Raw genomic sequence first — 23,831 nt, forward strand, 5'->3', positions numbered from 1 at the left:
CGAGGGGTACGCCTGCCGAGGGGTACGCCTGCCGAGGGGTACGCCTGCCGAGGGGTACGCCTGCCGAGGGGTACGCCCGGCGAGGGGTACGCCCGGCGAGGGGTACGCCCGGCGAGGGGTACGCCTGCCGCTTCGACACCCCCGTCTGCATCAGCCGCGCTGTTCCCCCGGGGAACAGCGCTCCGCGGGTCGGTGTCGCTTCGGCGTGCGCAGGCAAGTGCGAGGCCCTGACCTGCGAAAACAGGCGTACCCTGACTGTCCAGCGTGATGTACCCCGAATCGGTGAAGCGCACCCCGTACCCCGTACCTGCGACCGCACCCCGTACCCCGTACCCCGTACCACCCCGTACCCCGTCTAGCGCGAAGGCGGCGTACCCCGAGCCCCTGTCCGTCAGGAAGGTAGCCGTACCCCGTACCCTCCGCCTGGGAGGTACGGGGTACGGCATGACGAAGGGCGTACCCCTTGGGGTACGCCCTTCGTCAGGAAACACGATGGCTACCTGCCAGTGGCCCGGGCGGCATCACGCTGTTTGCGGCGTTCCTCGGCAGCGGCACGGTCGGCGGCTTCCTCCTCGCGGACCAGCTCCAGGAAGCGCACCGGGTATTCGTCGGCCAGCCTGCGGCGGGCCCTTGCACGTGGCCGAGGCTCGGGGACATGGTGGCCGCGACGGGCCACAATCCCCGCGAACACCGTCTCCAGCAGTACAGCCTCGTTCTCCGCCCGGGCCCGAAAGCGGCGGACGTACTCGCGGGCACCGTTGGCTCCGAGAGAGGCCGGGGGTGACCCGACGTACTTCTCCGGCTCTCGGACGATGCGGTCCACGAGCCGGCGAGCCTTCCGTACGACCTCCGGCGAGCGCAGTGCGTAAGCGAGCACCTGGTCGACGTCGTCGGGCGAGTTGATGAAGGCGGCCAGTGTCTCGGCAAGCTCGGCGTTCGGCATCGCGTTGAGACGGCTGATTTCCTTCTCAACCTCTGCCCGGTCGGGTTCAACCCAGCTGCTCTTTCGCCCCCGCTTGTCGGGCCCGTCCTGGTCCGGTGCCGCCATGCTGGCTGGCCCTCCTGAAGTCGGTCGGTCGGCTGCGCCGAGGTTGGGTATGGGCAAGGTGGCCGCCCTGCGACCGATCTCCCCGCGAGCCGGATCGTCCCGGATAGCGGCCGGTACCCGACCCTGGGTTCCCGGAGGAACGCAGTTTGCTCGGAGCCCTGAGCGGCACGCTCCCTTCTCAATCCCGCCGAGGCGGGAGAGGAATGGAACCGCTGGGCTTACCTGCGACGGTGAGATCGGCGGCACGGCGGCCACCTACAGCGCATGATACCTGCGCGGCTCCGCCGGGCCGCCATCGTGCGGCCCTATTCGGCCGCAGGGGACGCCTTCGGGCTGGTAATCGACTCGATGGCCGGGGCGATGCCGCTGGGCTTCCAGATCAGATCGTGCGCGCTCTGAGAGACGGCGAGGACAGCTCCGATGGTGCCGAGCGTGGGAAGGCCGTGCTGGAGCTGGCCCAAGCCGTTGGTGGACGCCACGGTGGCGACGCCGGCGAGCAGTGCCATGAGGGCGGCGACGATCTTCTTGTTCCGTACGGACCACTCGGGGCGCTGGACAACGGCGGTGATCAGCGGCATGAGGCCGCCGACGGCGGAGCCGGTTCCGACGAGCTGAAGGGTGGAGGACATGAGGGTTCCCGTCTGTTAGAGGAGTTCGACGGGGGAAGAGTGGCGGCCGGCCGGGGCTTGCGTCGCGGCGTGCGGGCGCGGCCGGTCAGTCCCGGTCCTGGGCATCCACGTCAGCCTTGATCTCCTCCGGCGGCACGGGGGCCGGCCGCCCGAGCGTCCTTGCCACCAGGTCCCGCAGGTCACTGATGTACTCCAGCGCCGCAGCCTTCCAGCGCCGCCACTGCCGCTGTTCCTCTTCCAGCCGCTCGACCTTGCGCTCCAGGTCGACTTGCCTCTCTTCCAAAGTCGTGACCCGGGCCATCGTGGACTCGTTGACCGACCTCTGCTGTTCGAGCAGGGTGGTGAACCCTTCGGTCACTGTCTTCATGGACGAGACGAACGTCTGCCCTTCGGCGACTGCGGCATCGGTGCTGTTCTTCTTGGCGTTGGTCCTGTAGACCAGCCAGGCCCCGCCAAGGACACCGGTCATGCCGAACAGCGGAGTAAGGACAGGCGCCAGGGAGGTAAGCCACTCCATGGCCGCCTCCTCGCTTGTGATCGATCGTCAGATGGGTGCGCGGGAGCCGGGGCTATCAAGCCCGCGGCTCCCCGCGACACGAACGCTGCACTACTCGGGAGGCTTGCGTCTCAGGCGGCGGGGACGATGTCGTTGACCAGTTGCTCGCAGCCGGCGCACATCGCGGACCAGACCGGCGCTTCGGCGTTCGGGTACATCGCGGCCACGTACTGGATGCCCTCGGAGGGGCACCCGGCCGTGTGGCATGTGATGACCATGCGCGTGGACGTGGGTGCTTCGCTTTCTGCGGTCATTGCGCTCAGTCCTTCGCGATGACGATGTAGTCGATGTTGGTGGCGGCGTTGTCGGTGCGGGTGACCCAGACGGTCATGGAGGTGTCGGTCTGGTCGGTGATGGAGACGCCCTTGACGTCGGTCCCGACGACGGTGGTGACGGGCGTGGCGACGCCGCGGAAGGTCTTGGAGCCCTCCGGGAAGCGAAGACCGGTGACGGTCATGCTCGTGGGGATGTTCGGGGTCGGCGTGATCCGTACGCGGCCGACTTCCATGTTTCGGGCGGACAGGTAGCCCTCGATCAGGAACTGGGTCTGCGGGACGTATCCGATAGGGGACAAGGCGGAGCCCTGGAAGACGACTCGGTCGGCCTTGACGATCGCTGTCCCCACGTTGCCGTCCGCAGCCAGGGAGAGGGAAGGGCGGTTGCCCCATGCACCCGCGTAGCGGGTTGGGCCCTTGAGTACGAGGGCCTGCATGCCGTCGCGGTCGGTGCCCGCCGAGATGTCGGCGGCGAGGTCGCCGGCGGTGTTGAAGAAGCGGACGACTCCGGTGCTGGTGTCGTTGGTGACCAGGACCCGGTTTCCTGCGGCGGCTGTTTGGACGACGGCGCCTGTGATGGTTTTGCCGTTGAGGGCGTCTGCGTCGATCTTCTCGGCGGTGATGGCACCGGCCTTGATGTGCGTGGCCTCGACCGCCCCGGCCGCGATCTTCGTTGCCGTCACAGAGTTCACGGCGAGCTTGTCCGCGGTCACCGCCAGGGCGTCGAGCTTCGCCGTGGTGATCGCCAGCGCGGCGATCTTCTCCGCCGTGACGGCGAGCGCGAGGAGCTTGTCCGTGGTGATGGAGCCGGCCAGGATCTTCGGCGCGGTGACCGCTCCATCGGCGATCTGCACCCCCGGGACGACGGGGCGCACCGCCGCGTTGTCGAACCAGACCGTGCCCGCGGTGGCGCTTCGGGACTCGACGCGGATGCGGGCGCGGACGGCGGTGGCCGGGGCGGTGATGGTGTTCGTCAGCCGGGTCCAGGCCGCGCGGGCAGGCGAGGTGGTGGGGGCTTTGCTGTAGGAGAGGGACGTTCCGTCTCCGAGTTCCCAGCGGACTTGGATGCTGATCTCGGCGCCGTTCCAGTCGGCGGAGGCGTAGTAGTCGGTCGCCAGGTAGAGCTGGTCGCCGGCGGTTACGGGGATCAGGGTGAGGTCCACGGACCGGGACGTGGCCGTGGCTGAGACTGCGCTGATCCGCAGGGAGGTGGCCGAGCCGTTGCCGAACGCCTTGTCCTGCGTGGCCCACGGCTGGTATGGGGCGATGATCGCCGCGGTGTACGCGCCCTCGAAGGACGGGTCGGAGAGGATGTTTCCGGCCCCGACGATCGTCAGCTTGTCGACCGTGATCGCTCCGGCCGCAACTGCGGTCGCGGTGACGGATGCGGCGGCGAGCTCGTTGACGCCGATGGCCTCGGCCATGATCTCGCGTGAGCTGATGGAGTCCGCCGCGATCTTCCCGGCCGTCACCGAGTCTGCGGCCAGGTGGGCTGTTGCCACGGACCCGATCACGAGGTTCGTGCCGTCGACCACGCCCGTCTTCAGGGCCTCGACGGTGACGGCGTCGATCTGCATGACGCCGGACCCGGATGTGCCTCCGGCGCCGTAGTTGAGCCAGAGCATCGGGGAGATGAAGCGGACTGCGCTGTGGAGGTATCCGGGTGCACGCGGGTCGGGGTACGCGCCGCCGGTCCCGGATGCGCCGGGGGCGGCGAGGCCCTTGATGTAGCCGGTGTAGGTGATCCAGCCCCCGCCTGCCGGCTGCGGGGCGGCTGACGCGGCGCAGTAGTGCTGCGAGCTGTGGGTGTCGGCGCCCGTGCGGTTGACGAGCGTCGTACCGTCCGCCGCGATGCCCAGGACACCGAGGTACAGGCTGTCGGTGCCGGTGGTCGTCGCCACGGTGGTGCGGGCGCGGACCGACACCCGGTAGAGGACGTCGGGGTCGTAGGCGATCTGCACGGCGCCGCGCAGCACCGCGTGCCCGGTGGCCTGTCCGACGCTTCGGCCGGTGCGGGCGTCGGGGACGTCGGGGACGATGTCCCACTGGGCGGTGGGGGCCTTCGTGATGACCCGCCAGGCGGAGGGGTCGGCCATTGTGTCGACGTAGCGCTGGGCGGCGAGGTCGGAGACGGCCCCGCCGAGCGCGTTCAGGGTGACTGCCCCGTCGCCGATCTTGCCGAGGGTGACGGCCCCCTTGGCGAGCTTGTCGGCGAGGACCGCCCCGTCGGCGAGGGCGGTGGTCCCGACCGCGCCGAGCGCGATCTTCGCCTCTGTGACCGCGGCCTCGGCGAGCTTCGTCGCGTCGATGATCTCGTTGACCAGGTCGTCGCCCACGGCCTTGCGCGGCGTGCCCTCCACGGCCGTGCTCGCCTCGCCGGTCACCGCCGCGGTGTTGGCGGCGACCAGGCGCACCCACACGGTGGTGTAGCCCTCGACGGAGATGGTGGCGGAGCCGCCGAGCGGGGCGGTGATGGTCGCTGCGAGCGTCGTCAGGGTGGGGGTGTAGTCGGGGTCGGGCCCGACGTGGACCTGGACGAGCGCGAAGTCGGCCGGGGCGGCTTCCGCGTCGGCCCAGGTCCCGTCCCACGCGACGACCAGGCCCGCGAGGGTGTTCTCGACGGCCGGCGGCGTGGGCGTGGGCGGGGGCTGGGAGTTGCGGGGGGCGAGCGCGACGGTGCCGTCGTCCTGGACGCCGATCTGCGCGCGCAGGGTGCCGTCACCGTCGTAGACGTCGATGGCGCCGCCCTCGATCGACGCGTTCGTGAGCGGGTTGGCGCGCTCCAGCGCGGTGATCCGGTCCTCAAGGGCCTTGAAGTACGCGCCGAACTGCTTGGCCTTCTCGCGCTCGTCCAGCCCGAATGACGACAGCACCCTCCCCGCCCTCCTTCCTCCTCCGGTGTTGTGGAGTGGGGAGAATGGAGGGGCGGGCGGGTTAGCGTCGCGGGCTCAGCCGTAGTGGTCGGAGCGGGCCAGGGTGAGAATGGCGGCGCCGGCGGCCGGGTCGATCTCCTCGGCCATGATCCGGTGCCACAGGGCGAGCTCGCCGAGCCACGGGATCTCGACCTGGACGAGGATGCGGTCGCCCAGACACCAGCTGCCCAACGGGGCGTTCGGGTGCTGCTTGATCGCGATCGACGGGATGGTGATCTGCTCGGAGTGCCGGGAGAGCTCCGTCTGCCCGTACTCCGTGAGCAGCTTCAGGTTCGCCGTGCTCTTGAAGGTGGCGACACGGGCGCGGCGCAGCCGCTTGTCGTCACGGACGAGGCGGACCTTCGCGGTTTTCCGCCCGACGCCCTTGCCGAGCGCGTAAACGGTGTTCGCGAACTCGTCGCCCTGGCCGGAGGGGGTCGCGATCTCCACGATGTTCTCGCCCTGCGCGAAGCGGAGGTCGGTGCGCTGCCGTCCCAGGCGCTTGTGCCCGAGGTCGATGTGATGGAGCACCTTCTCTTTGGAGCCGTCCCAGCGGTGGGACTCCATGTAGTCCGCCTTGGCCAGGCGCATCACCTCATCGATCGTGTCCCCGCAGTCCGGGAAATCCCACCAGTTCAGGGTCCAGGGGTCCTCGCCGTTGCTCGCGCCGAGCAGGTGGCCGGAGTCGTGGCCGTCGATCGTCACGCCGAGATTCCCGCCGTGGTAGCTCTGAAGGTGCGCCCAGATGTGCCGGACGACGTCGAAGGACTCCCACCGCGGGCTGACCTTGTCCTTCGGCCGCTTGGGCATCTTCCGCTTCGGGCGGGTGTGGTCGATGTACCCGTCGTGATTCTTGTCCTTGCCGTCGTACGCCCACTTCTCCTTGATCTTGACGGCGGCCTGGATGCCGGACCCGAAGTACGGCATGCCGTGCGGGTAGGCGGTGTAACCCGAGCAGCCGATGTTCATCTTCTGCCCCTCAAAGCCGAGGCTGGTGACCAGCCCGCCCCAGCGGATATGCCCGTCGTACTCGGCGTACAGGGTGGTCGCCCACTCCCCGATGATCGGCAGCCCGTCCGGCTTCGAGAGCAGGCGCAGGTACTCCGGCTCGATGGTGCCCCGCATCTCCCCGGGCCCGCTCAGCTCTCGCTTCGGCAGGGTCGTCGCCACGAAGGGGACGTCCCAGTCGAGGAAGTCGCCGGTCGTGGAGCGCTGGGCGATGTACCTCCAACCCATCAGGCGACCACCGGTGCCTGCGAGTACGTGATCTCGGCACACAGGACGGTCCCGGCATCGGCCCGCAGGAGACCCGTCACACCGGCGGTCCCGATGCCCTCCACGCCGATGCGCACGACCTGGCCGCGCTCCTCCGGGGGCAGGACGAACTCGTGGCCGGTCTGCACGGCGATCCGGCCGGCCTGCGCGGCCTCGAACGGGTGCTGCGCCCCTGCCTGGTCCCCGCATGTCACCCGCAGCATCCCCCGGGCCGTGGTGGCGTCCGGGTGGAGGAGGCCGGTGACGAAGACGTGGACGGAGACGTGGGTGGCCCACGCCGGGGCGACCGTCGCCCACGATGCGCCGAGCGGGAATTCCTCCCAGACGTCGGTGATCGGGCCGAGCTCGTCCGGGGTCTCCCACGCCCGGTAGAGGTAGTGGCGGCTGCTCTGGGAGCGCGGGCGGGCCATCTGCCGCAGGTCGGTGACCATCGCCGCGGTGACGGACCCGGTCGACGCCTCCAGGTCGACTCGGGCCAGCGTGACCGCGGTCGACGTCGGGTCGACGTCGTGGATGCTTGTGGTGCCCGGCGGCACGTCCGAGATGACCCGGGTGTAGACGTACGGGCCGATGGCGGGGTCCTCGGGCTCCGGCCACAGCTCCCCGCCGAACGGGTCCTCGACCCGGGCGATGATCAGGTCGCTGCGCGGCCCGTCAGCCCCGGTCGGCTCGATGCTGACCTGCTCCGTGGTCGGCATCCGGGCGGCGTAGGACTGCGCCAGGCCGATGCCCTGCCGTCGGGCGATCATCGCGCCGGGCCCGACCTGGACCGCCGCGGCGGGCGCGTCGAGCGCCGTGACCAGTAGGTCGGCAGGGCCGACGATGCCCTCGCCGCCGGCGGCCGCCACCTCCGCGATCAGCCGCAGCGTCTCCTCCGATGTGACCGTGTTCTCGATGAACCACGGCACCCCGTCCCACGCCATCGCTGTCTCCCTCGGATCAAATCGGGTGTGATCCGCGGAGACTGGACCGGGCGGACGGCTAACGTCGCCCCCTGCCCCCGGTCACCACCAGGCGTGGGCGTCACGCCACTTGATCTCGATGCGGGGGCCGGTGCCCTCCGGGTAGGTGGTGCCGGTGCGGCTGTAGGCCAGTTCCGTGTCCCACCGGCCGGGCGGGATCGCCATCTTGGCCAGGCGCGGCGAGGCCCGGGTCAGTGCCGTCCCCACCGCCGACCGCGCCCCGGACGCCGCCGTTTTCGTGACGTTGCGGTACCAGGGGCTGGCGTCGATCGTGACGTGCTCCCCGGCCTTGAGTACCAGCGACAGCTGCACCGCCCACAGGCCGTGCACGGTCAGCTTCGGGTTCTTGCACGGGCCGTGCATCACGATGACGGGATGGGTCGGCAGCCGGCCGCCCACCGCGATCTGCACCTTCTTCCTGGTGTGGGAGGCCACCCACTCCTCGAAAGCGCCGGGGCGGCCCGGGCGCCACATCGTCCTGGGCACCGAGTAGTCCCACAGCTCTGCTGTCTGCCGTGTCTCGTCGTAGAAGCGGTCATCCACGGTCACGAAATCGGCCACGACGGGGATGAACCCCTGGCGGGCGAAGCGGGAGTGCGCGACCGCGAACTTCCGCGGCCGGCCGAACAGGCGCCGCGTGCGCCCACCGGTCCGGTGCGAGAGCCACGCCGGCTCACCGGGCCGGTCCCGCAGCGAGTCCGCCCGCCACACCTGGCGCAGCATGTTCACCCCGTCCTGCGCCCACGTCTCGCGGGTGCCCTCTGTACGCAGCATGCCGAGGACGGGGAGCTCGTTGTTCTCCTCGGGCCACCCGCCGATGTACTCGCCGGAGGTCAACCACCGGTCGCCGCGCGGCCACTTCCGGTCCACGGGGTAGTCCACCGCGTCCACGCCGAGCTCGAACGACACCGTCGCCGAGCGCTGGTAGTCGCGGCCCAGCCGGACCCCGTCCTCACCCGGCAGCGGTGCGTCCCCCACATCCGGGTCGCTGAACGCGATCTCCGGCTCCGACATGGCGGGAATCCCGGACCGGTCGCGCCCGAAGGTCAGCGCCGCGCCGGGCAGGCCGTCGTAGCTCGGGTACCCCAGGTACCAGTCGCCGTCTTGCATCGTTACTTCCCTCCCAGCTTCAGGCGCCGCAGCTCGAACATCGCGTCTTGCAGCGCCTCTCTGGTGTCGCGTACGGCCGCGATGTTCAGATTCAGGTCGCCGCCGACAAGTGCGCTGTTCCCCGGGGGAACAGCCGGCGTGGCTCGTGTTGTCCTCGTGGTGGCGCTGCGGTTGAGCGCCACGGCGTCCTGGCGCTGACTGGTGAGACCGCCGCTGGCGTACCAGGCGACCGCTCCGCCGAAGCGGCGCACGATCTCCTCGACAATTGCCTTAGAACGGGCCCTCTTGGATACCCCTAGGGGTATGTATCCCTCGCCCCCAGTCTCCCGCTCCGCCCACACCCTGTAGCTGCCGGCCGGAGCGATCTGCGCGACGTGGTTCTCGCTGCGGAGACCACCCCGGGCGAACGCCTGGATCTTGCCGATGGCCTTCGTGATGCCGCCGTTGGCGAAGTAGTCGACAACGGCGCCGTTGGCCCGTGCCTGGATGAGGTCGGGGACGCCGTTGCCGTCGAGGTCAGAGCTTGTGGCCTTGAGGTACACGCCGACGCCGACCGACCGGCCGCGGATGTTGTCGATCGCGCCTTGAATGGCGCGCGCGTTCTTCGTCGCGTTCGATGTCGGCACGGTGATCTCGACCCGCTTTCCCGGCAGGTCACGGATCTTGAAACCGAGATCCTTGAGCGCTTCCTGCGCCGTTTTCGTCGGGGTGTCGATCTTGAGCTTGCGCCCCTTGAGCGATGCGACCTTGGTGCGGAGGTTGTCCAGCTCCATGTTGGCCTTGAGGACGATCGCGGACACCGTGATCGTCTTGGAGTCGGGGGCATCCGCGATGTCCGCGACGAGGGCCTTGATGTTCTCGCTGGCCTCCGTAGTCGGCGCGGTGATCTTCACGTTCTTCGAGTGGGGGATCTTCGCGAGCTTGTATCCGAAGCCCTCCAGCGCCTTCTGGGCCTCGCGGGACGGCGCCGCGATCTCGACGCTGGTGCCCTTCTTGAGGTTGGCCAGGCGAACCGACAGCCCGATCAGCTCGGCGTTGACCTCTGTCACGCCTCGGGCCTTGAGGAGCATGGTCACGGCCTCGGGCATCAGCCCCATCTGAGAGGCCAGCCCTTCAGCCTCCTTCGTCGTCAGGCCGAGATCGACGCCGTAGCGCACGGCGGCGTCACGGGCTTTTGCCATCTCCGCCTGGCCGTTCTTCAGCCCTTCCGTGAGCGGCTTCCCGTTCGCCTCCGCCATGTCGAGCGCGGCCACCGCGGCATCGAGGGCGGAATCCCGCAAGTCCTTGAGTGAGCTGTTGTACGCCTGGCCCGTCTTCGTCGTCGTCTTGATGGTGCCGTCCGCCTGAATCAAGGTCTTGGCGGCGTGCGACAGCTTCTTCTTGTTCTCGTCAATCGCGTCGTTCACGGAGAGGATGGCCTCGTTCACCCGTGTCTGCGCGTCGTGGAAACTGGTCGTGTTGCCGGTAAGGGCGTCCAGGGCCTGCTTGAGGGAGTTGACCCGGTCGTCAGCGGTCCCCGTCGACTTCGACAGACCTTCGACCGCTGCCTGGAGGCGGCTGTAGGAGTCCGTGCCTGCCTTGCCCGCGCCCTTCTGCGCCTCGGCCAACTCCTTGTTCTTTTTCTGGCTCCCCTCAAGCTCCCCGTTCACCTCGGTGAGAGCCTTCTGGGCCCGGTCGGCGGCCAGGCCCGTGTCATTGAGGACGATGGCGCCACTGGAGCGGTTGATCATCCAGTTCGCATCGATCGTGTCTTGCAGCGTCGAGTTGAGGCCCTTGAGCGAACCGCCCTGGTTCAGGTAGGCGTCGGTGACCTGCCCCAAGCTGATGTGCGCCTTCCCCAGGACGTCCATGAGCTTGCCCTTGCCGTCCGACAGCTCCATGTCCTGGAGCATCTGGGCTGCCTGCGCCCTCACGTTGGCGTCGATGACTCCGTTCGAATCGCGCAGGGCCTGCGACAGCGAGTCGATGCGCTCCTTGTGGGCCTGGGCCGCCCGGGCACTCTTCTCCTGCTGTGTGGCCAGGTACCCGAGGCCGATCACGGCGCCGGTGATGACGGCTCCCCACGGGCCGCCGAGTGCCCCGAGGAGACCGCCTGCGGATCTGCGCATGACTCCCATGGATGCGCTGGCTCCGGCCAGGGCACGGGGTATCCGGCCCGCGTCGGCTGCCGCGCCGCGGTAGGCGACGCCCATGCGCTGCCACATGCTGATCTGCGGACCCATGCCTCGGTTGGCGACGCTGGATGCTGCCCCCACGTTGCGGATGCTGCTGAGCAAGCCGCCGAGCATGGTGGTCACACCGCGCACGACTCGCAGGGCCAGGAGGGTGCCGAGCATGATGCCCAGGGCTTTCCCGAGGCCGGGCGTGACGACCATCAGCCGGTTGAAGAGGTCCAGCAGCCCGTTGAAGGACGCCAGGAGAAACCCGAGGCCAGTGCCGGCCGCCGACAGGTGAGCAATGGCGGTGGCAATGTTCGAGATCAGGGCAACGACGGTCGGGCCCATGTTCCGGCCGAGGGTGTCCAGGAAACGGCCGATCCCGGGCATGAGCTCGACCCGGATCTGACGTACCAAGTCGGTGATCCCGCTGTCCCGGGACATCCTTCCGAGCCCGCGCATGAGGTCACCGACGAGCCGGTTCAGCTCGTGGAAGGTGGAAGCGGAGTCGTTGAAGTACCGCTTCATGCTGAACGTGCCCTTGTCGCTGTTCGCCCACCGGGCGAACCGCGTCATCGTCCCCTCGAAGCTGTCGAGCAACAGGTTGCCCGTGTCCATCGCGGCACGCCCAACGCCGGCCAGCCCCTTGCCGAGCGAGCCTGTGGCCCGGCCGAGCTGCGCGGCCTTGTCGCCGGCGTGGTCCAAGAACTTGGCCAGCGAGCCCGTTTCCCGCCCCGCCTGGGACGAGGCGCGCAGCCAGCGGGTGAACCGCTCCGTCGCAGCACCGACACGCTCTACGAACGGACCCGACGCCACCAAGAAGTGCCCGGTCGCTCCGGCCAGGTTCGCGGTGCTGTTGCTGAGCTGGCCGATGACCGTGCTGGCCGTCCCCGCGACCTGCTTGAAGCCCTTCGCGAAGACGCCGCTGCGCATCGCCCGGGCGCCCCGGGCCACGAGGTTCCCGAGCTGGCCGGCCGCGTCGTTCATCGCGGAGGAGAACTTCGGCAGGAACGTTTCTGCCGTCGGCTTGATCTGCCCCTTGATCTTGGAGAAGAAGGACTCCTGGGCCCCGCTGCGGACCTTCTTCCACGCCCCTTGAAGGCCCAGGAGCTCCTTCGCTGACGCACGGGCAGACGGCGTCAGCTCCTTCAGGGCGGCGTTGAGCTCACGCTGCTCGCTCTTCGTGAGCTTCGTACCGGCAGCGGCCTTTTTCTGCGCTTCGGCCATCGCCGAGAGCGCCGTACCGAAGCCCTTGAACGCCAGAACACCGGCGATTGCGGCCGTACCCGCAGCCACGATCAAGCCCGGGATGGCCTCCAGCACCCCGACCGCAGGGGCAGCGGCGGAAACGAGGGCAGTCAGCCCGAAGGCGTACTGCGTCAGCGCCCCGAGGATGGGTTGGATCGCGGGGATCAGGGCGGCGAGCAGCAGGCCGCGCATCCTGCGCCTGTTCGGCATGCCCAGCCGAACAGGGACATTCAGCGGGGTGCGGTCGGCTTCCCCCTGCCCAATGCGCAGCAGGCGACGGACGGCTGTACGGAACCGGCCCGGTCCCTCGGTGGTGTCCGGGCTGACCCGGATGCGGAGCGCCGCCCGGCCCGCCCGCCGAACGATGGTGCTGACTCCGCGCGTCAGGGTCCTGGCCGCATCCGTCGCCGGCCGAACAGCGACTCGGACCGCGGCCCGCGTATCACGGGTCGCGTCTCCGATGATCCGACGCATGTCCCGGGTCAGGCCCCGTACGGCGGTGCGTACCGGTTCGGTGGCCACCCGTACGCGGGCGATCAGCGGGGCGGTGATGCTGCCCGCGCTGCGGACGCTGCGCGCGACTCCGGCCAGGGCGCTGCGGGTGGAACTCACTGCCAGACGGACGCCGATGACGACGCGGTCGCGCTGGGTTCGGGCCAGGGATTGCAGGCCGCGGCCGAAGTCCCGGACGGCGGACACGGACATGTCCACACCGGCCCGGACCTGGACCCGTACCCGCCGCAGCGGTCCCCCGAGGAGCGTTTCGATCCAGCCCTCACCGCCAGTGCGGCCGCCGAGGGCGAGGGCCAGGGCGTCGGACATCTCCTCGCCGAGACGACGGAGGTTGCGACCGATGTCCTTCCAGTCCGGCCGCCACAGTGCAGCGATGCGGACTCGGGCCGCGACGTCGCGGCTGTGGACCCCGACGAAGTGCCGCAGCTCCTGTGCGAAGGACCGGACTGCGTCCGTGCCGCTGGCGACCCGCACCCGCACCGTCGTGGCGAGCGAGCGGACGCGGGTGCCCTGGCGGCCGAGTGTTGTCCAGAAGGCCCGGTTGAACGCCGAGCCCGTCTCACGGCCGGCTGTCGCGGTGATCCGTCCGAGCTCCCGCACGAGCCGGCTGAGCGCGCCCCTTGTCGGGGTCATCGCGTCGCCCCACACGGTGCGCATCTGCCGGCGAGCGACGCGAACGATGCGGCCGACCTGGCTGCGCAGCGTGCCTTCCGCAGTTCGCGGAATCCGTACGGGTACCTGGACGGTGGTGTCCGGGTCGCGTGCGGCGCGGGTCACCAGTCTCCGCAATGACCCGCGTATGCGGCGCAGAAGCCCGCCCTGGCGGCCGCGGTCGTCCGGGTCACCGACACGAACCGGAAGGTTCACGGCGACATCGTCGGCCGCGGCCTGGGTGAGGCTGCTGATCTCTTCCCGCAGCCGGGTCTTCTCCTCGGCGACCTTGATCCGGACCTTCGCCTCAACGCCCTTGGACGCCTTCTTGACGGCCTTCTCCAGGCGCTTACGCAGACCCTTGTCGTCCACCTTGACCTTGACCTTGACGGCCAGGCCCTCGGCCGCTGCCTCGACCTTGGTGCGCAGGGCCGCGGCGAAGCCGTCGAGGGCGGCGACGACAGTGACCTCAAGGCGGCCGGCCTGCAACCCTTCAGGCATGGGGGCGCACCATTCCTCTCCGGGCAGCAGCCGCGAGCATCTTGCGGTGCCCGTTCATGGGGGCGGGCTGCTGGGCCGGTGTGCTGTTCCCCTGGGGAACACCCGAGTCGGACGGCGTCGGGTAGGGCCGCTCGATCGTGCGGTGTTCCTTGCGGCGCTCGTCGGCGGCCAGCAGCGAGACTTCCTCGATGAGCTGCGCGAGTAGTTCGGTGTGTACCGTCCAGCCGCCGATGGGGCCGGAGGCGACGCGGGACTCTTCGGGTAGCCCGTCGATGTACGAGATCAGCCGTCGGAGTCCGATGAAGCCGGGCTGTCCTGGTCGGAGCCAGACGCCCCGGGCATCGAGTCCGTGGTGGAAGCGGGAGAGGTCGGACTCGACGTCGCGGAAGCGTTCGCGGAGGAGGTGCCCGACCCGAAGAGCTTTCCCAGGTCCACCCCGTACACCTTGGCGAGGGCCTTGGTGAGGCGTACGTAGTCGCCGATGGAAGGTCGGATGGCGGTGAAGCTCTCGTACGCCTCGGCTCCGAGCAGGCTCTTGTAGATGTCCTTCACCGCAGCGTAGAAGCGGGAGGGGAGCTGCGGCCGGCGGAAGATCAGGGTCACGACCTCGTCCGTCGTGGTGTCGCCCTCCGCGTTGAAGATGTCCCGCATGACGCCCATCAGATCCAGCTCGTCGGAGAACAGCGGATCGAGGCAGTCGGCCGGAACCTCCGCCGGGAAGAGGAACTGCTCACCACGCAGCTTCACGGGGATGCCGTGCGGGTACTGCACCTCGCGGCGCTCGGCGTCGAGGTCAATCGCGTAACTCATGGGGGTAGTCCTCCCGGGGTGGGTGTCGAAGCCCGGGGAACGTAGGAGGCCCGCGCGGTTAGCGTCTCGGGGTGCGCGGCACCGAAGTACAAGGCCGCGTCGGTGTCCCGTCTCAACGAACCCAGTCGACGACAGGCCCCCGACCTGGGGCGACTAACTTCGCTGAGACGGCCCTGTAGAGACCGGGCGAGCGCGTGCCGGCCTCCGGCCTGCGACGACTGGGTTCGTTGAGACGGATCGGCTCCGACTCAGTTCCCTGAGACGGGACAGTCGGTGCCGCTTTGACGGGCGGGCTTCATGAAGCGTCCAGCCGCAGCGTTCCCCAGGGGAACAGCCGCCCGCGTGTTTCCGGTTCCGGCGGCGGACGAAGGGGGCCAGACGGATAGCCTCTATTCCGAAACGATCGCCTACACATCGGAGAGACATCTATGGCCCTGAACCTTAAGGGCGCCCCCAACAAGCGTGGGTCAGGCGTTTCGGACCAGAAGAAGGACCCCCAGAAGTTCTACAGTCAGCCAGCACAGGACGGTGACGTCCTCGACGTTCCGCTGGAAGACATCGCTCCCAACCCGTTCAACGACATCCGCAGCATGGGTGACTTGGCCCAGCTGGCCGAGAGCATCAAGGATGACGGTCTCCTCCAGAGCATCGTTGTGATGGAGACCAGCAAGTTCGTGGAGCACTGGCCGGACTTCGTCAGCGGCGAGCGCGCCATCACGAAGAAGTACGTCATCGCGTTCGGCGAGCGCCGCTGGCGGGCGTCCGAGCTCGCGGGCAAGAAGACGATCTCGACGGTCTTGAAGAACGCCGTGATCCCGAAGATCCGACGCGTGCTCCTGGTGGAGAACCTGCAACGGCAGGCGTACTCACCCATGGAGGAGGCCCGCAACTTCCATCGGCTCAGCGTCGAAGAAGGCATGACGTATCGAGAGATCGCCTCCGCGGTGAAGATCGGCCCCACTCACGTCTCTCGGCGCCTTCAGCTCATGTCCCTTCCCGAGCCGGTGCAGGCCGCTGTCGAAAGCGGGGACCTCGGAGTCACGGACGCACGCCGTCTCGCGGAGAACCTGCCGGACTCTCCCGAGGAGCAGCAAGCGGCTCTGCGGTATGCGGCCGAGCAGGGTACGACGATCAAGAGGGCCATTCAGGCGCTCAACGCAGGCGAGGTGCCCGTAGGCGACGCGGATGACGCGTCGAAGGAACAAGACGCGGGCAACGCGAAGCCCTCGAACCTACCCGTACAACGCACGGAGGATGGCCCGGCTCCCGACGGTCAGAACGAACAGAGCCCGTCCGGAGAAGAGACGGAGGAGGAAGCTCCGCAGCCACAGACCGTCGTGCGGAAGAAGCCCGAGCCTGCTGCCGCGAAGCGACGCCCGACCCCTGCCATCGACCGTTCAGCACGCGAGCGCAACAGCGCCGCTGCCGATCGCGAGCAGGCGTGCCTCCACCTGGTGGACAAGGGCTTCACGCCGGACGAGAAGCAGCTGAACGCTCTCTACGCCAGGACGCTGCTGTCTCCCATCCAGCAGGGCCCAGCCAAGGCGCGGGCGCATGCGTGGCTGCGGCAAGCGGGCAAGGACGTCATCGGCGTCAGCGACTCGGACAGCTACTTCCAGGCCGTCCTGTCTTCGGGAAACGATGAGCTCGTGCGGTTGGCCACAGTCGTCACGGCACTCGCCGCCAGCGAGATCCGGGCGAAGGACAACCGCCGGCAGTGGGACCGCACAGACGCTGCTCACGTTCAGTTCCTGATCCAGGCAGCCGGCTATGTGGTGGCCACCCAGTGGGAGCGTGACCAGCTCAAGAGGTTCCACGTCGACTTCGACGCCACCACGCCCACCGACGAGCCCGCCCCCTAACCGAAGGAAAACCTCGTGTCACTGAAGACGCTCCCGGGCCGTAACACACGCCCTAACGGCCGTAACTGGCCGTTGATCATTGCTGCGCTGATCATCTCGGGTGGTAGTGCGAAGACCACCACGGTCACCATCCTGGCCACCATCCTGGCGCTACGCGGCTGGAAAGTTCGGGTCTTCGACTTCGATCAGCAGCGGAATGCAAGCCACATCTTCTGTGCCAAACACCTGGACGACAAGCAGTTCCCCACAGTGTGGGACCTGATGCTGGACCAGGCCAGCCTGGAAGAGGCCAGCGTGCCCGGCCGAATCCGTACCGGCGAGGGATGGGAGGATCACTTCCTCGCGGCCGAAGGTGAAGAAGTGGATTCCGCCTTCACCGAGATCCCCAACCTCAAGATCGTGAGGGGGTCACGTCACGTCAAGGGCTTCGACACCGAGGCCGCCGTCGGCACCGGCATGCTGATGAGCTGGTTCCAGAACCTGTGCCGCACCTACGACGGCGACGACGACGTATGGCTGCTCGACCTGCCCGCGAGCCTGAGCAAGCTCACCGTCTCCGCGCTACTGCCGCTAACCGAAGACGATGAGGTGATCCCTCCCGTCCTCGTCACGAACAAGGAGGAGGAAGACCTCTCCTACACCTTCGAGGAGCTGAAGGAGATGGTGGAGCAGATGACGACTCGAACTCAGCGGCCGGCCCCGACCATCAAGCGCATCCTTATGTGCGCCACGCCCACAAGCCAGCACTCGGGCGTCGAGTTCGATGACACAGTCGCGGCAATCGAGAAGCAGTATGGCGGGTCCTACGAGTTGCACAAAGTCCGGTGGAGCAAGATCGTTCCCCGGCAGCACCGGTTGCAGCAGACCGTTCCGGCCTTCGCGGGATCTTCGTACCCGATGGAGGACTACAGCAAGCTGGCCACCGCTCTCGGGTTCAATGACCTGATCGACTGACCTGCTTCCCGGCATGAAAAGGCCCGTATCGATCGTGGAAGTCGGCATCTCCCACGCCCGGTACGGGCCTTGTCGTTGTACCCGGCCAGGTTACGCGGCCTCTGCGAAGGCCGGGTCGTTGGTGATCAGGTACCAGGCGTCCGAGTCGTCGCCGCCCTGGACGGCCAGGCGCAGCGGCAGCACTGCCTCCTTCGCCTTCTGGAGATCGGTCTGCACTCCTTCCATCTGCATGGCGCGCGGGATGATGTACCGGTAGACCTTCGCGCCGTCGGTGACCTCGATCATGGCGGCGACTTCGGTCCGGCCGCCGATGCGCGGCGGAGCGAACTTGTAGTGCTTCACGCCCGTCGCGCCTTCGGGGACGATCTCCGAGATGGTGCCGCCGCCGAACACCGCCTTGAAGTTCTTGGCGTTCCACTGCTGGAGGTCGACCTCGATCGTCGCCGAGTCCGAGGTCTGGAAGGTGCGCGAAGGGAAGTCGGTCTGGGCGCTCTTGACCGTCTCGAACTGCGGCTCCTCGTTAAATTTCAGCGAGTCCTCGGTGGTCAAGCCGACCGAGTACCAGCCTTCCGGCATGGTCGCCGTGGCGTCGGTGGGGGCAGTGGTGCCGACGACGGCGAGCCATACTCGGGTGCGGGCGGGGACAACGATCTGCGTCGCATTGGTGATTTCGCCAGCCATGGCTATGGGTCTCCTCGTGACCGGGGGAAAGGGCCGGGCCACGATGGGGAAGGCGGCTGGCTACCGTCCCGGGCTCGGAAGCACGGCGGGCTCGTCCGCGGCCTAGCGTTCGAGGTAGCGCCGGGTAGGGAAGGGAGCCGGGCACGGCGGAACGTATGCGGCGGTCAGCGCCTCCGCGAATGCTGCGGCGATCCGCTCGCGCCGGGCATGGTCTTCGATGACGCGCGCGGTCGAATCGCGCGGCCAGTACAGGGACGACAGGGTGAAGGTCACCTCGCTTCTGGTGGAGAGGAGCGGGGTGTCCGGGCCGGCCGCTTCGAGCGTCATGTCCTCGGCGAAGCCCAGGAGCGTCCACGCACCGGCTTCGTCCGGAGCGGTGCCGGCGGGGGCGATCCACACGGTGCCTTCGGTGACGGGTGTGCTGGTGTGAGTCATGAGGTTTCCGGGTTGGGGTGTTGGGTGACGAGCAGGCCCATGAGCCACCGGGGCTGGCCTGTCTCCAGGGGGGATTCGAGGAGAACGCCGGAGGGACGGACTCCGCTGATGATGGGCTGACCGGGCACCGGCGGCGCACCGGGGAGCTCGGCCGCGGCGAGGGCGCACAGTTTCAGGAGCCTGCTCAGTGCGGCCGGGCCGGGCCAGCCGCCCGGGTCGCCGAACAACTCCAGCGTCACCTCCGGTTCGGTGCGCCAGGTCAGGGTGCCGAGATCACCGCCCGGGCCGGCGGCGACGCGCAGGTGGGGCCACGGCGCTTCCCGTGTGCCGGAGACGTGTCCGGGCCCGCCGAGCGCCGCGGTGACCTTCGGGTGCTCGGCGAGCCAGGCGAGTACGGCCGCGACCTCGTCGGCGTCGGCGAGGGCGTAGGCGTCGTTCACGTCAGGCGCGTCCGCGGGCGATGTAGCCGTTGCCCCGGAGCTGGCGGGCGTAATCGGGCGAGACGTGCGCCTTCTGCCCCGGGCGGAAGTCGCGGCCGCCGATGCGCAGGTGGTGGGCGAAGGTGATCTCCTCGGGGGTCTGTCCGTGCTGGAGCGGCGGGCCGATGACCGTCTTGGTCTCGGCGGTGGTCGTGTCCGGGACGGCGGCGGTTGTGGTGGCGTCGTCGGTGGCGGAGGGCTTTCGGGTGTTCGTCATGAGGCGGAAGAGTGCAGGAGCGGACGGCTTGTGTCGCCCGCTCGCATGCGGGGGGAGCATCTTCGGCGTACGGCTCGGAAGGTGTTCCCCCGGGGAACAGCTACCGGCGCGCGGCAACGGCCGCCACGGCCCGCGCCATGTAGAAGGCGCCCTTGGCCTCCAGGTTGCCGGGGTAGACGGTTCCGATCTCGGCGGGGACTACCCATTCCCCTTCGGCGATTACCTTCACGGTGACGGTGGAACCGGCGACGACGGGCGGGAGCGTGCGGATGTTGCGGGAGATGCCGTCCGAGATGCTCTGGGCGTGGCAGCGGCAGTTCTTGATGTTGGCGACGGCGCGGGATGAGGAGTCCCGGGGTTCCTTCATGTAGGTGGTGGGGCCGAGGCCGCGGTGCTGCATGTCCCAGCGCATCGATTTGATCTTGAAGCGCAGGTTCGCGGGCACCTCTTGGCCGTGGGCGGCGGCGTGCGTGGGGCGGACCTTGTCGTCGGCGACGGTGATCCACTTCTTCGTCGGCGGCGCGAAGACCTTGGCCTGCCGCTCGACCCGGCGCGCGATCTCGTGTACCTGCGGAGCGATGAGCTGGGCGAGTTTTTGCTCCAGGCCCGGCTCGACGTGGAACTTCGCCATCAGGGCACCTCGGGCGGGTTCAGGGTGGCGACGACCGCGATGTAGTCGGCTGCGCCGTGCCCAGGGATGTTCTTGAGGAGCGCGGTCACCACGGTCCAGGTGAGCTCTCCGTCCCCCAGGACGTCGCCTGCCTTCAACGGCCACTCCTCCGGGGCGACACGCAGCGTCCATGAGCCGTCGGCCTGTTCGTTTGCGGCGCCCGGCCTGGGCTCGCCGGGCGCCGGCCGGGCTCCGGGCGGCGGCGGAACGGGGACGCCGCGTGCGTCCCGGCCCCACGGATGGGCCAGGACGTACGCGGTCAGTTGCCGGTTGGGCAGGAGAACAGCCATGGCCGGCTCACCACCTGCTGTAGCGGCGTCCGCGGCTGTACGGCCACGGGGCTGCCGGGGTTACGGGGATGGGCCGGTATACCCGCTTGCGGTACCCGGCCAGCGAGGCGAGCGTGGGCAGGGCCCCGGCCTGCCCTTCGAGGGGGGCGGCGTCATAGCTGACCGACTGACCCTCGGCCGACAGGGAGGTCACCCGGCGGCCGGCACCATCGCCTCCGGCCGTGCCGGGATCGTTGCGGATGCTCTCGGCGGCGTGCGCGATGACGTACCTGACGATGGGCTCCTCCCGGGCGGCGTTCAACCCGGTGAGGAGCTGCACGTCGTACGAGCCGTCCGGGTTCTCGCTGTAGGAGACGACGGTGACTATGTCGTCCACATCGTGCAGCGGCCATGCCCGCGCGTCGTACAGGTCCCACCCGTAGACGGGGTGTACGCCCGCGAGGGTCCTGGGCTGCGGCAAGAGGGGTTGCATCAGATAGCCGGCGACGTCGCTCTGGGCGTCGGTGATGGCGTCACGGAAAGTCTCACGCTGCTGTGCGCTCAAGGGCAGCGGCACCTTCAGCTTGTCGGCGATCTGCTCGGCAGACGCGAGCAGGCCGGTCCCGACCGGGAAGTCGACCCTCACCGTGCGGTCGGACACCGGTCCGCGGCCCTCGCCTGGGGTGAAGGTGACGATGCACCAGTACCGCCCGTCAGGCAGGTCGGCCAGAGCGAAGCGGTAAGCCGCATCGCGCAGTCGCGCAGCCGGCCCGGCGGTGGCCGCCGGGGTGCCGCTGCGTTCCGGACTGTCGTACAGGTCGATCCGTGAGACCTCCCCACCGTTCGCCGCCGGGTCGATCACTGCGCCGCCGTAGACGGGTATGTAGTCGTACACCGTCACCTGTTGGTCCTCCTACTTTGCGGTCGGGGCGAGCTGTGAACGGAGCCGTACAACGACCCGCTCCATCTGGCCGCGCTTCAGGTCGGCCCCGACCGGCACGAGCAGCCGCGTGGCGGGGGTGTTGTAGGTGCCCATCCCGAAGTGCTCGATGAGGCGCGCGGTGCAGCGGAAGGTGTTGCCGTGCGGCGGCTGCACCTGCACGAACACGGTGTCGGGGTCGGGCGGGGCCTGGCCGGTGGCCGCGTCCACGATCAGGCCGGTGATCTGCGCGGGCAGGAGCTGCTGCGCCGTGGTGAGCGGGTCGGGCTCCGGAGCGGGTTCCGGCTCGGACGGGGGCTCCAGCGGCGCGACGTCGGGCGTCTTGCTCTCCGGGGGCTCGGGCGTCTTGGTCTCGGTCTCGGTGGCCGCCGTCTTGTTCTCGGGGGCCTCGGTCGGCTCAGTCGTCTCGGCCGGCTGGGGAGTCGTCTCCTCGATGTCGGCCGTGGTGGTCTTGCGGGTGCGGGGCGGGGTCACAGGGTCCTCCTGCCGTGGTGTGTACGGGAAGGAGGACCCTGGACCGTGAGCGCCGCTACCGTCTCGGTCAGGCGTACGTGAAGGCGTTGTTCTTCGTGACGTTGCCCGCCTCATCACCGACGACGACGCTGACGGCGCCCGCCGTGCCGGCCGGGGTGGTGGCCTGGATGCGTCCGGCCGACAGCACCTTGAGGTCCGTGGCTGCGGTGGCCCCGAACTTGACGCTGGCGACGCCGTCGAGGTTGGTGCCGGTGATGGTGACGACCGTGCCGCCGGCGGCCGGGCCGGTCGCCGGGCTGACGGACGCGACCGTTGCCGGGGGGAACAGCGCGTCGATCTGCGACTGGCGCAGAATCGCCCCGGCCTTGAACAGCAGGGTCTTGATCGACCCCTCGGGCACGCCGTCGCGGGTGTCGCTCGGGCGGCTGCCCTCGTCGAAGTGGCGGGTGGCGTACACGTCGGCGGTGACCCGCTTCAGCGGGTCGGTTGCGTCGGTGGCGGGGAAGGCGGCCTTGGTGATGCGGGCGCCTGCGGCGTTGTAGAGGCCCATGGGATTCCCTTCAGATCGAGTACGAGGGGGTGCAGCGTGCCGCAGCCGTAGGGTTTGGGTCGCGGTCACAGGATGCGGAGGTCGTCCCAGCCGTCGGCGGTGACGGAGAAGACCAGCAGGCCGGGCTGGGACACCTCGCCGGAGCGCATCGCGTACCAGTCCGAGCCGTTGTCCAGGGTGGGGGCCTGTACCCACAGGCGGCCGGCGCCGACCGCCTGCGCGCGGAAGTGGTGGAAGTGACCGGAGACGAGGATCTTGGCGTCGCCGACAGGCTGGCGGCCGAACGTCTGACCGCGCCACCAGTCGGCGGCCTTCTCCGGGCGGGGGTACTGGTGGCCGTGGTTCAGGCCGACGATCGTCCCGGCCATGTCGAGGCTGACGGAGTCACGCCAGGGCTCCGGGGTCACGAACGAGACGTGCCCGTATGCGTCCGGGTTCTTGGCGTAGGCGTCGGCGATTTGGCTCATGACCTCGATGCCCCAGTCGTCCTCGGGCGGGCCGACAGGGTCCTTGCCGCGCCTTACTCGGGCGTGGTTCGAGCCGCAGGTGGCGGCGACGACACGGGGGAAGCTGGTGGCGAGGCGGTCCAGGCCCTCGAACGTCAGCCGCCGGTGCACGCGCACCATCTGGGTCAGCGTCAGGTCGTTGGTGAACGCCTGGCTGGTGACGTTCTCGAAGCCCTCGATGCAGTCGCCGGCATCCAGCCAGTACGCCGAGTCCGGGCCCCGTCCGACCTTGGTGAGGTCCCGCAGGTGGTCCTCCAGGCGGTCGAACCGCTCGGCGACACGGGCCACCAGTTCCTTCGTCCCGCCGTCCCGGCCGACCTTTCCGACCTGCGGGTCCGCGTACACCACGGCGAGTGCGCGGGCGCTGCTTGCTGCGGGGGTGCGCGGCGTGCGGCGGCGGCGCATCACGTCCCGGATCAGGGCGTTGAGGTCTTCGGCGGACGCCCAGCCGGGCATGGACGGCTCGATGAGGTAGCGGCAGCGCCATACGGGCCGGGTGACGGCATCCTCGCCCTGGGCGTCGCGGTGCCAGGCGGCGGGGTCGTGGCGGGCTTCGACCAGGCGCACGCGGTAGCCGTCTGGGACGACCAGCCCCAGTTCTTCCACGCGGGCCCGCCAGCCGTTCTCGTCCTGGGGCGGCGGGTCCGCGGCCGGCGCGGTGACGAGCATGCTGCCGCCGGGCTCGTACCGCACGCCCGGTTCCCACCCTCTGGGGGCGGAAGCGGTGGGCCGGGTGGTCTCGGGTGGTGTGCTCTGCTCGGCGGCGGCCGCCGCGAGCAGCGCGTCAAGGTCGGTTCCCAGGCTCATCGGGGGCACCTGCATCCGTTGGAGGTGCCTCGGCGGCGGTGCCGGGCGACGGCCGGGGCCTGGACGCGGTGCCCGGCCTCGGTGAGGGTGTCCGCGATCCGCGTAGAGGACACGGACGGGGTGTCGAGCACGGTCTGGACCTTGGCGGCCGTGGCCGCGTCCAGCGTGTCGAGGATCGCGCCGACGGTGCACTGCGGGCCCTTTGGGCGGTCGGGCTCGTCCAGGAGCCGGGTGAGGGCCGTGCCCAGCCCTTCCATGTCTTCCACGGCAGTCCTCGCTCTCTGAAAAGGGGTGCGGGGCCGGACCGTACGGCCCGGCCCCGCGTGAGGTTTCCGCGTCTG

Annotated in this window: 23 protein-coding genes; 2 read left to right on the forward strand and 21 right to left on the reverse strand. The window is 69.3% G+C overall.

The window, feature by feature from the left end; translation table 11 throughout:
* Positions 1-496 precede the first annotated feature (496 nt).
* The 10 genes from ACLQ2N_RS32440 to ACLQ2N_RS32485 form a co-directional block, all read right to left on the reverse strand.
* The gene (locus ACLQ2N_RS32440) at positions 497-1,048 is read right to left on the reverse strand and encodes a hypothetical protein (RefSeq protein ID WP_425818751.1); all 552 of its coding nucleotides are present in this window, start codon (positions 1,046-1,048) and stop codon (positions 497-499) included.
* Positions 1,049-1,353: 305 nt separating this feature from the next.
* Complete coding sequence (locus tag ACLQ2N_RS32445; protein ID WP_425818753.1) at positions 1,354-1,677, reverse strand: hypothetical protein; 324 nt, start codon at positions 1,675-1,677, stop codon at positions 1,354-1,356.
* An 85-nt stretch (positions 1,678-1,762) separates the two neighbouring features.
* Positions 1,763-2,194, reverse strand: coding sequence for a hypothetical protein (locus ACLQ2N_RS32450; RefSeq protein ID WP_425818755.1), 432 nt, complete (start codon positions 2,192-2,194; stop codon positions 1,763-1,765).
* A gap of 110 nt (positions 2,195-2,304) precedes the next feature.
* Positions 2,305-2,487, reverse strand: coding sequence for a hypothetical protein (locus ACLQ2N_RS32455; protein ID WP_425818757.1), 183 nt, complete (start codon positions 2,485-2,487; stop codon positions 2,305-2,307).
* A 5-nt stretch (positions 2,488-2,492) separates the two neighbouring features.
* Positions 2,493-5,381, reverse strand: a complete 2,889-nt coding sequence (locus ACLQ2N_RS32460) for a hypothetical protein (RefSeq protein WP_425818759.1) — start codon at positions 5,379-5,381, stop codon at positions 2,493-2,495.
* 75 nt (positions 5,382-5,456) lie between these two features.
* Positions 5,457-6,656 carry a hypothetical protein gene (locus tag ACLQ2N_RS32465; protein WP_425818761.1) on the reverse strand — a complete coding sequence of 400 codons (1,200 nt, stop codon included), beginning with the start codon at positions 6,654-6,656 and terminating at the stop codon, positions 5,457-5,459.
* On the reverse strand, positions 6,656-7,618 hold the full coding sequence (locus ACLQ2N_RS32470; RefSeq protein WP_425818763.1) for a hypothetical protein: 963 nt from the start codon (positions 7,616-7,618) through the stop codon (positions 6,656-6,658). The genes ACLQ2N_RS32465 and ACLQ2N_RS32470 overlap by 1 nt, the downstream gene beginning before the upstream one ends.
* A gap of 81 nt (positions 7,619-7,699) precedes the next feature.
* Positions 7,700-8,767, reverse strand: a complete 1,068-nt coding sequence (locus tag ACLQ2N_RS32475) for a hypothetical protein (protein WP_425818765.1) — start codon at positions 8,765-8,767, stop codon at positions 7,700-7,702.
* Positions 8,768-8,769: 2 nt separating this feature from the next.
* Positions 8,770-13,836: a hypothetical protein gene (locus ACLQ2N_RS32480; protein ID WP_425818767.1), complete on the reverse strand. Its 5,067-nt coding sequence runs from the start codon at positions 13,834-13,836 to the stop codon at positions 8,770-8,772.
* 282 nt (positions 13,837-14,118) lie between these two features.
* The gene (locus ACLQ2N_RS32485; RefSeq protein ID WP_425818769.1) at positions 14,119-14,646 is read right to left on the reverse strand and encodes a hypothetical protein; all 528 of its coding nucleotides are present in this window, start codon (positions 14,644-14,646) and stop codon (positions 14,119-14,121) included.
* A gap of 428 nt (positions 14,647-15,074) precedes the next feature.
* On the opposite strand from ACLQ2N_RS32485, the gene ACLQ2N_RS32490 reads away from it, so the two are divergent.
* Together ACLQ2N_RS32490 and ACLQ2N_RS32495 are read left to right on the forward strand one after the other, a co-directional pair.
* Complete coding sequence (locus ACLQ2N_RS32490; RefSeq protein ID WP_425818771.1) at positions 15,075-16,508, forward strand: ParB/RepB/Spo0J family partition protein; 1,434 nt, start codon at positions 15,075-15,077, stop codon at positions 16,506-16,508.
* 15 nt (positions 16,509-16,523) lie between these two features.
* Positions 16,524-17,462: a ParA family protein gene (locus ACLQ2N_RS32495; RefSeq protein ID WP_425818773.1), complete on the forward strand. Its 939-nt coding sequence runs from the start codon at positions 16,524-16,526 to the stop codon at positions 17,460-17,462.
* 90 nt (positions 17,463-17,552) lie between these two features.
* On the opposite strand, the gene ACLQ2N_RS32500 is transcribed toward ACLQ2N_RS32495, so the two are convergent.
* The 11 genes from ACLQ2N_RS32500 to ACLQ2N_RS32550 form a co-directional block, all read right to left on the reverse strand.
* A complete protein-coding gene (locus tag ACLQ2N_RS32500; protein WP_425818775.1) occupies positions 17,553-18,143 on the reverse strand; it encodes a hypothetical protein in 591 nt (196 codons plus the stop codon).
* Between the two features lie 102 nt (positions 18,144-18,245).
* Positions 18,246-18,578 (reverse strand): hypothetical protein, encoded by a 333-nt coding sequence (locus ACLQ2N_RS32505; RefSeq protein ID WP_425818777.1) that lies wholly within the window; start codon positions 18,576-18,578, stop codon positions 18,246-18,248.
* Positions 18,575-19,018, reverse strand: coding sequence for a hypothetical protein (locus ACLQ2N_RS32510; RefSeq protein WP_425818779.1), 444 nt, complete (start codon positions 19,016-19,018; stop codon positions 18,575-18,577). The genes ACLQ2N_RS32505 and ACLQ2N_RS32510 overlap by 4 nt, the downstream gene beginning before the upstream one ends.
* Before the next feature lies 1 nt (position 19,019).
* Positions 19,020-19,274 carry a hypothetical protein gene (locus ACLQ2N_RS32515; protein WP_425818781.1) on the reverse strand — a complete coding sequence of 85 codons (255 nt, stop codon included), beginning with the start codon at positions 19,272-19,274 and terminating at the stop codon, positions 19,020-19,022.
* A gap of 100 nt (positions 19,275-19,374) precedes the next feature.
* Positions 19,375-19,905 (reverse strand): hypothetical protein, encoded by a 531-nt coding sequence (locus ACLQ2N_RS32520; protein WP_425818783.1) that lies wholly within the window; start codon positions 19,903-19,905, stop codon positions 19,375-19,377.
* Positions 19,905-20,234 carry a hypothetical protein gene (locus ACLQ2N_RS32525; protein ID WP_425818785.1) on the reverse strand — a complete coding sequence of 110 codons (330 nt, stop codon included), beginning with the start codon at positions 20,232-20,234 and terminating at the stop codon, positions 19,905-19,907. The genes ACLQ2N_RS32520 and ACLQ2N_RS32525 overlap by 1 nt, the downstream gene beginning before the upstream one ends.
* Positions 20,235-20,241: 7 nt before the next feature.
* Positions 20,242-21,114: a hypothetical protein gene (locus ACLQ2N_RS32530; RefSeq protein WP_425818787.1), complete on the reverse strand. Its 873-nt coding sequence runs from the start codon at positions 21,112-21,114 to the stop codon at positions 20,242-20,244.
* Between the two features lie 12 nt (positions 21,115-21,126).
* Complete coding sequence (locus tag ACLQ2N_RS32535) at positions 21,127-21,627, reverse strand: hypothetical protein (protein WP_425818789.1); 501 nt, start codon at positions 21,625-21,627, stop codon at positions 21,127-21,129.
* Between the two features lie 67 nt (positions 21,628-21,694).
* Entirely contained in the window at positions 21,695-22,177 is a 483-nt protein-coding gene (locus ACLQ2N_RS32540) for an IPT/TIG domain-containing protein (RefSeq protein ID WP_425818790.1), read from the reverse strand.
* A 65-nt stretch (positions 22,178-22,242) separates the two neighbouring features.
* Positions 22,243-23,490: a hypothetical protein gene (locus ACLQ2N_RS32545; protein ID WP_425818792.1), complete on the reverse strand. Its 1,248-nt coding sequence runs from the start codon at positions 23,488-23,490 to the stop codon at positions 22,243-22,245.
* On the reverse strand, positions 23,487-23,747 hold the full coding sequence (locus ACLQ2N_RS32550) for a hypothetical protein (RefSeq protein ID WP_425819014.1): 261 nt from the start codon (positions 23,745-23,747) through the stop codon (positions 23,487-23,489). Before ACLQ2N_RS32550 ends, ACLQ2N_RS32545 begins: the two co-directional genes overlap by 4 nt.
* Between the last annotated feature and the right edge of the window lie 84 nt (positions 23,748-23,831).

Origin of the sequence: Streptomyces sp. DT224 (genome assembly GCF_049844595.1) — a bacterium.
GTDB lineage: Bacteria > Actinomycetota > Actinomycetes > Streptomycetales > Streptomycetaceae > Streptomyces.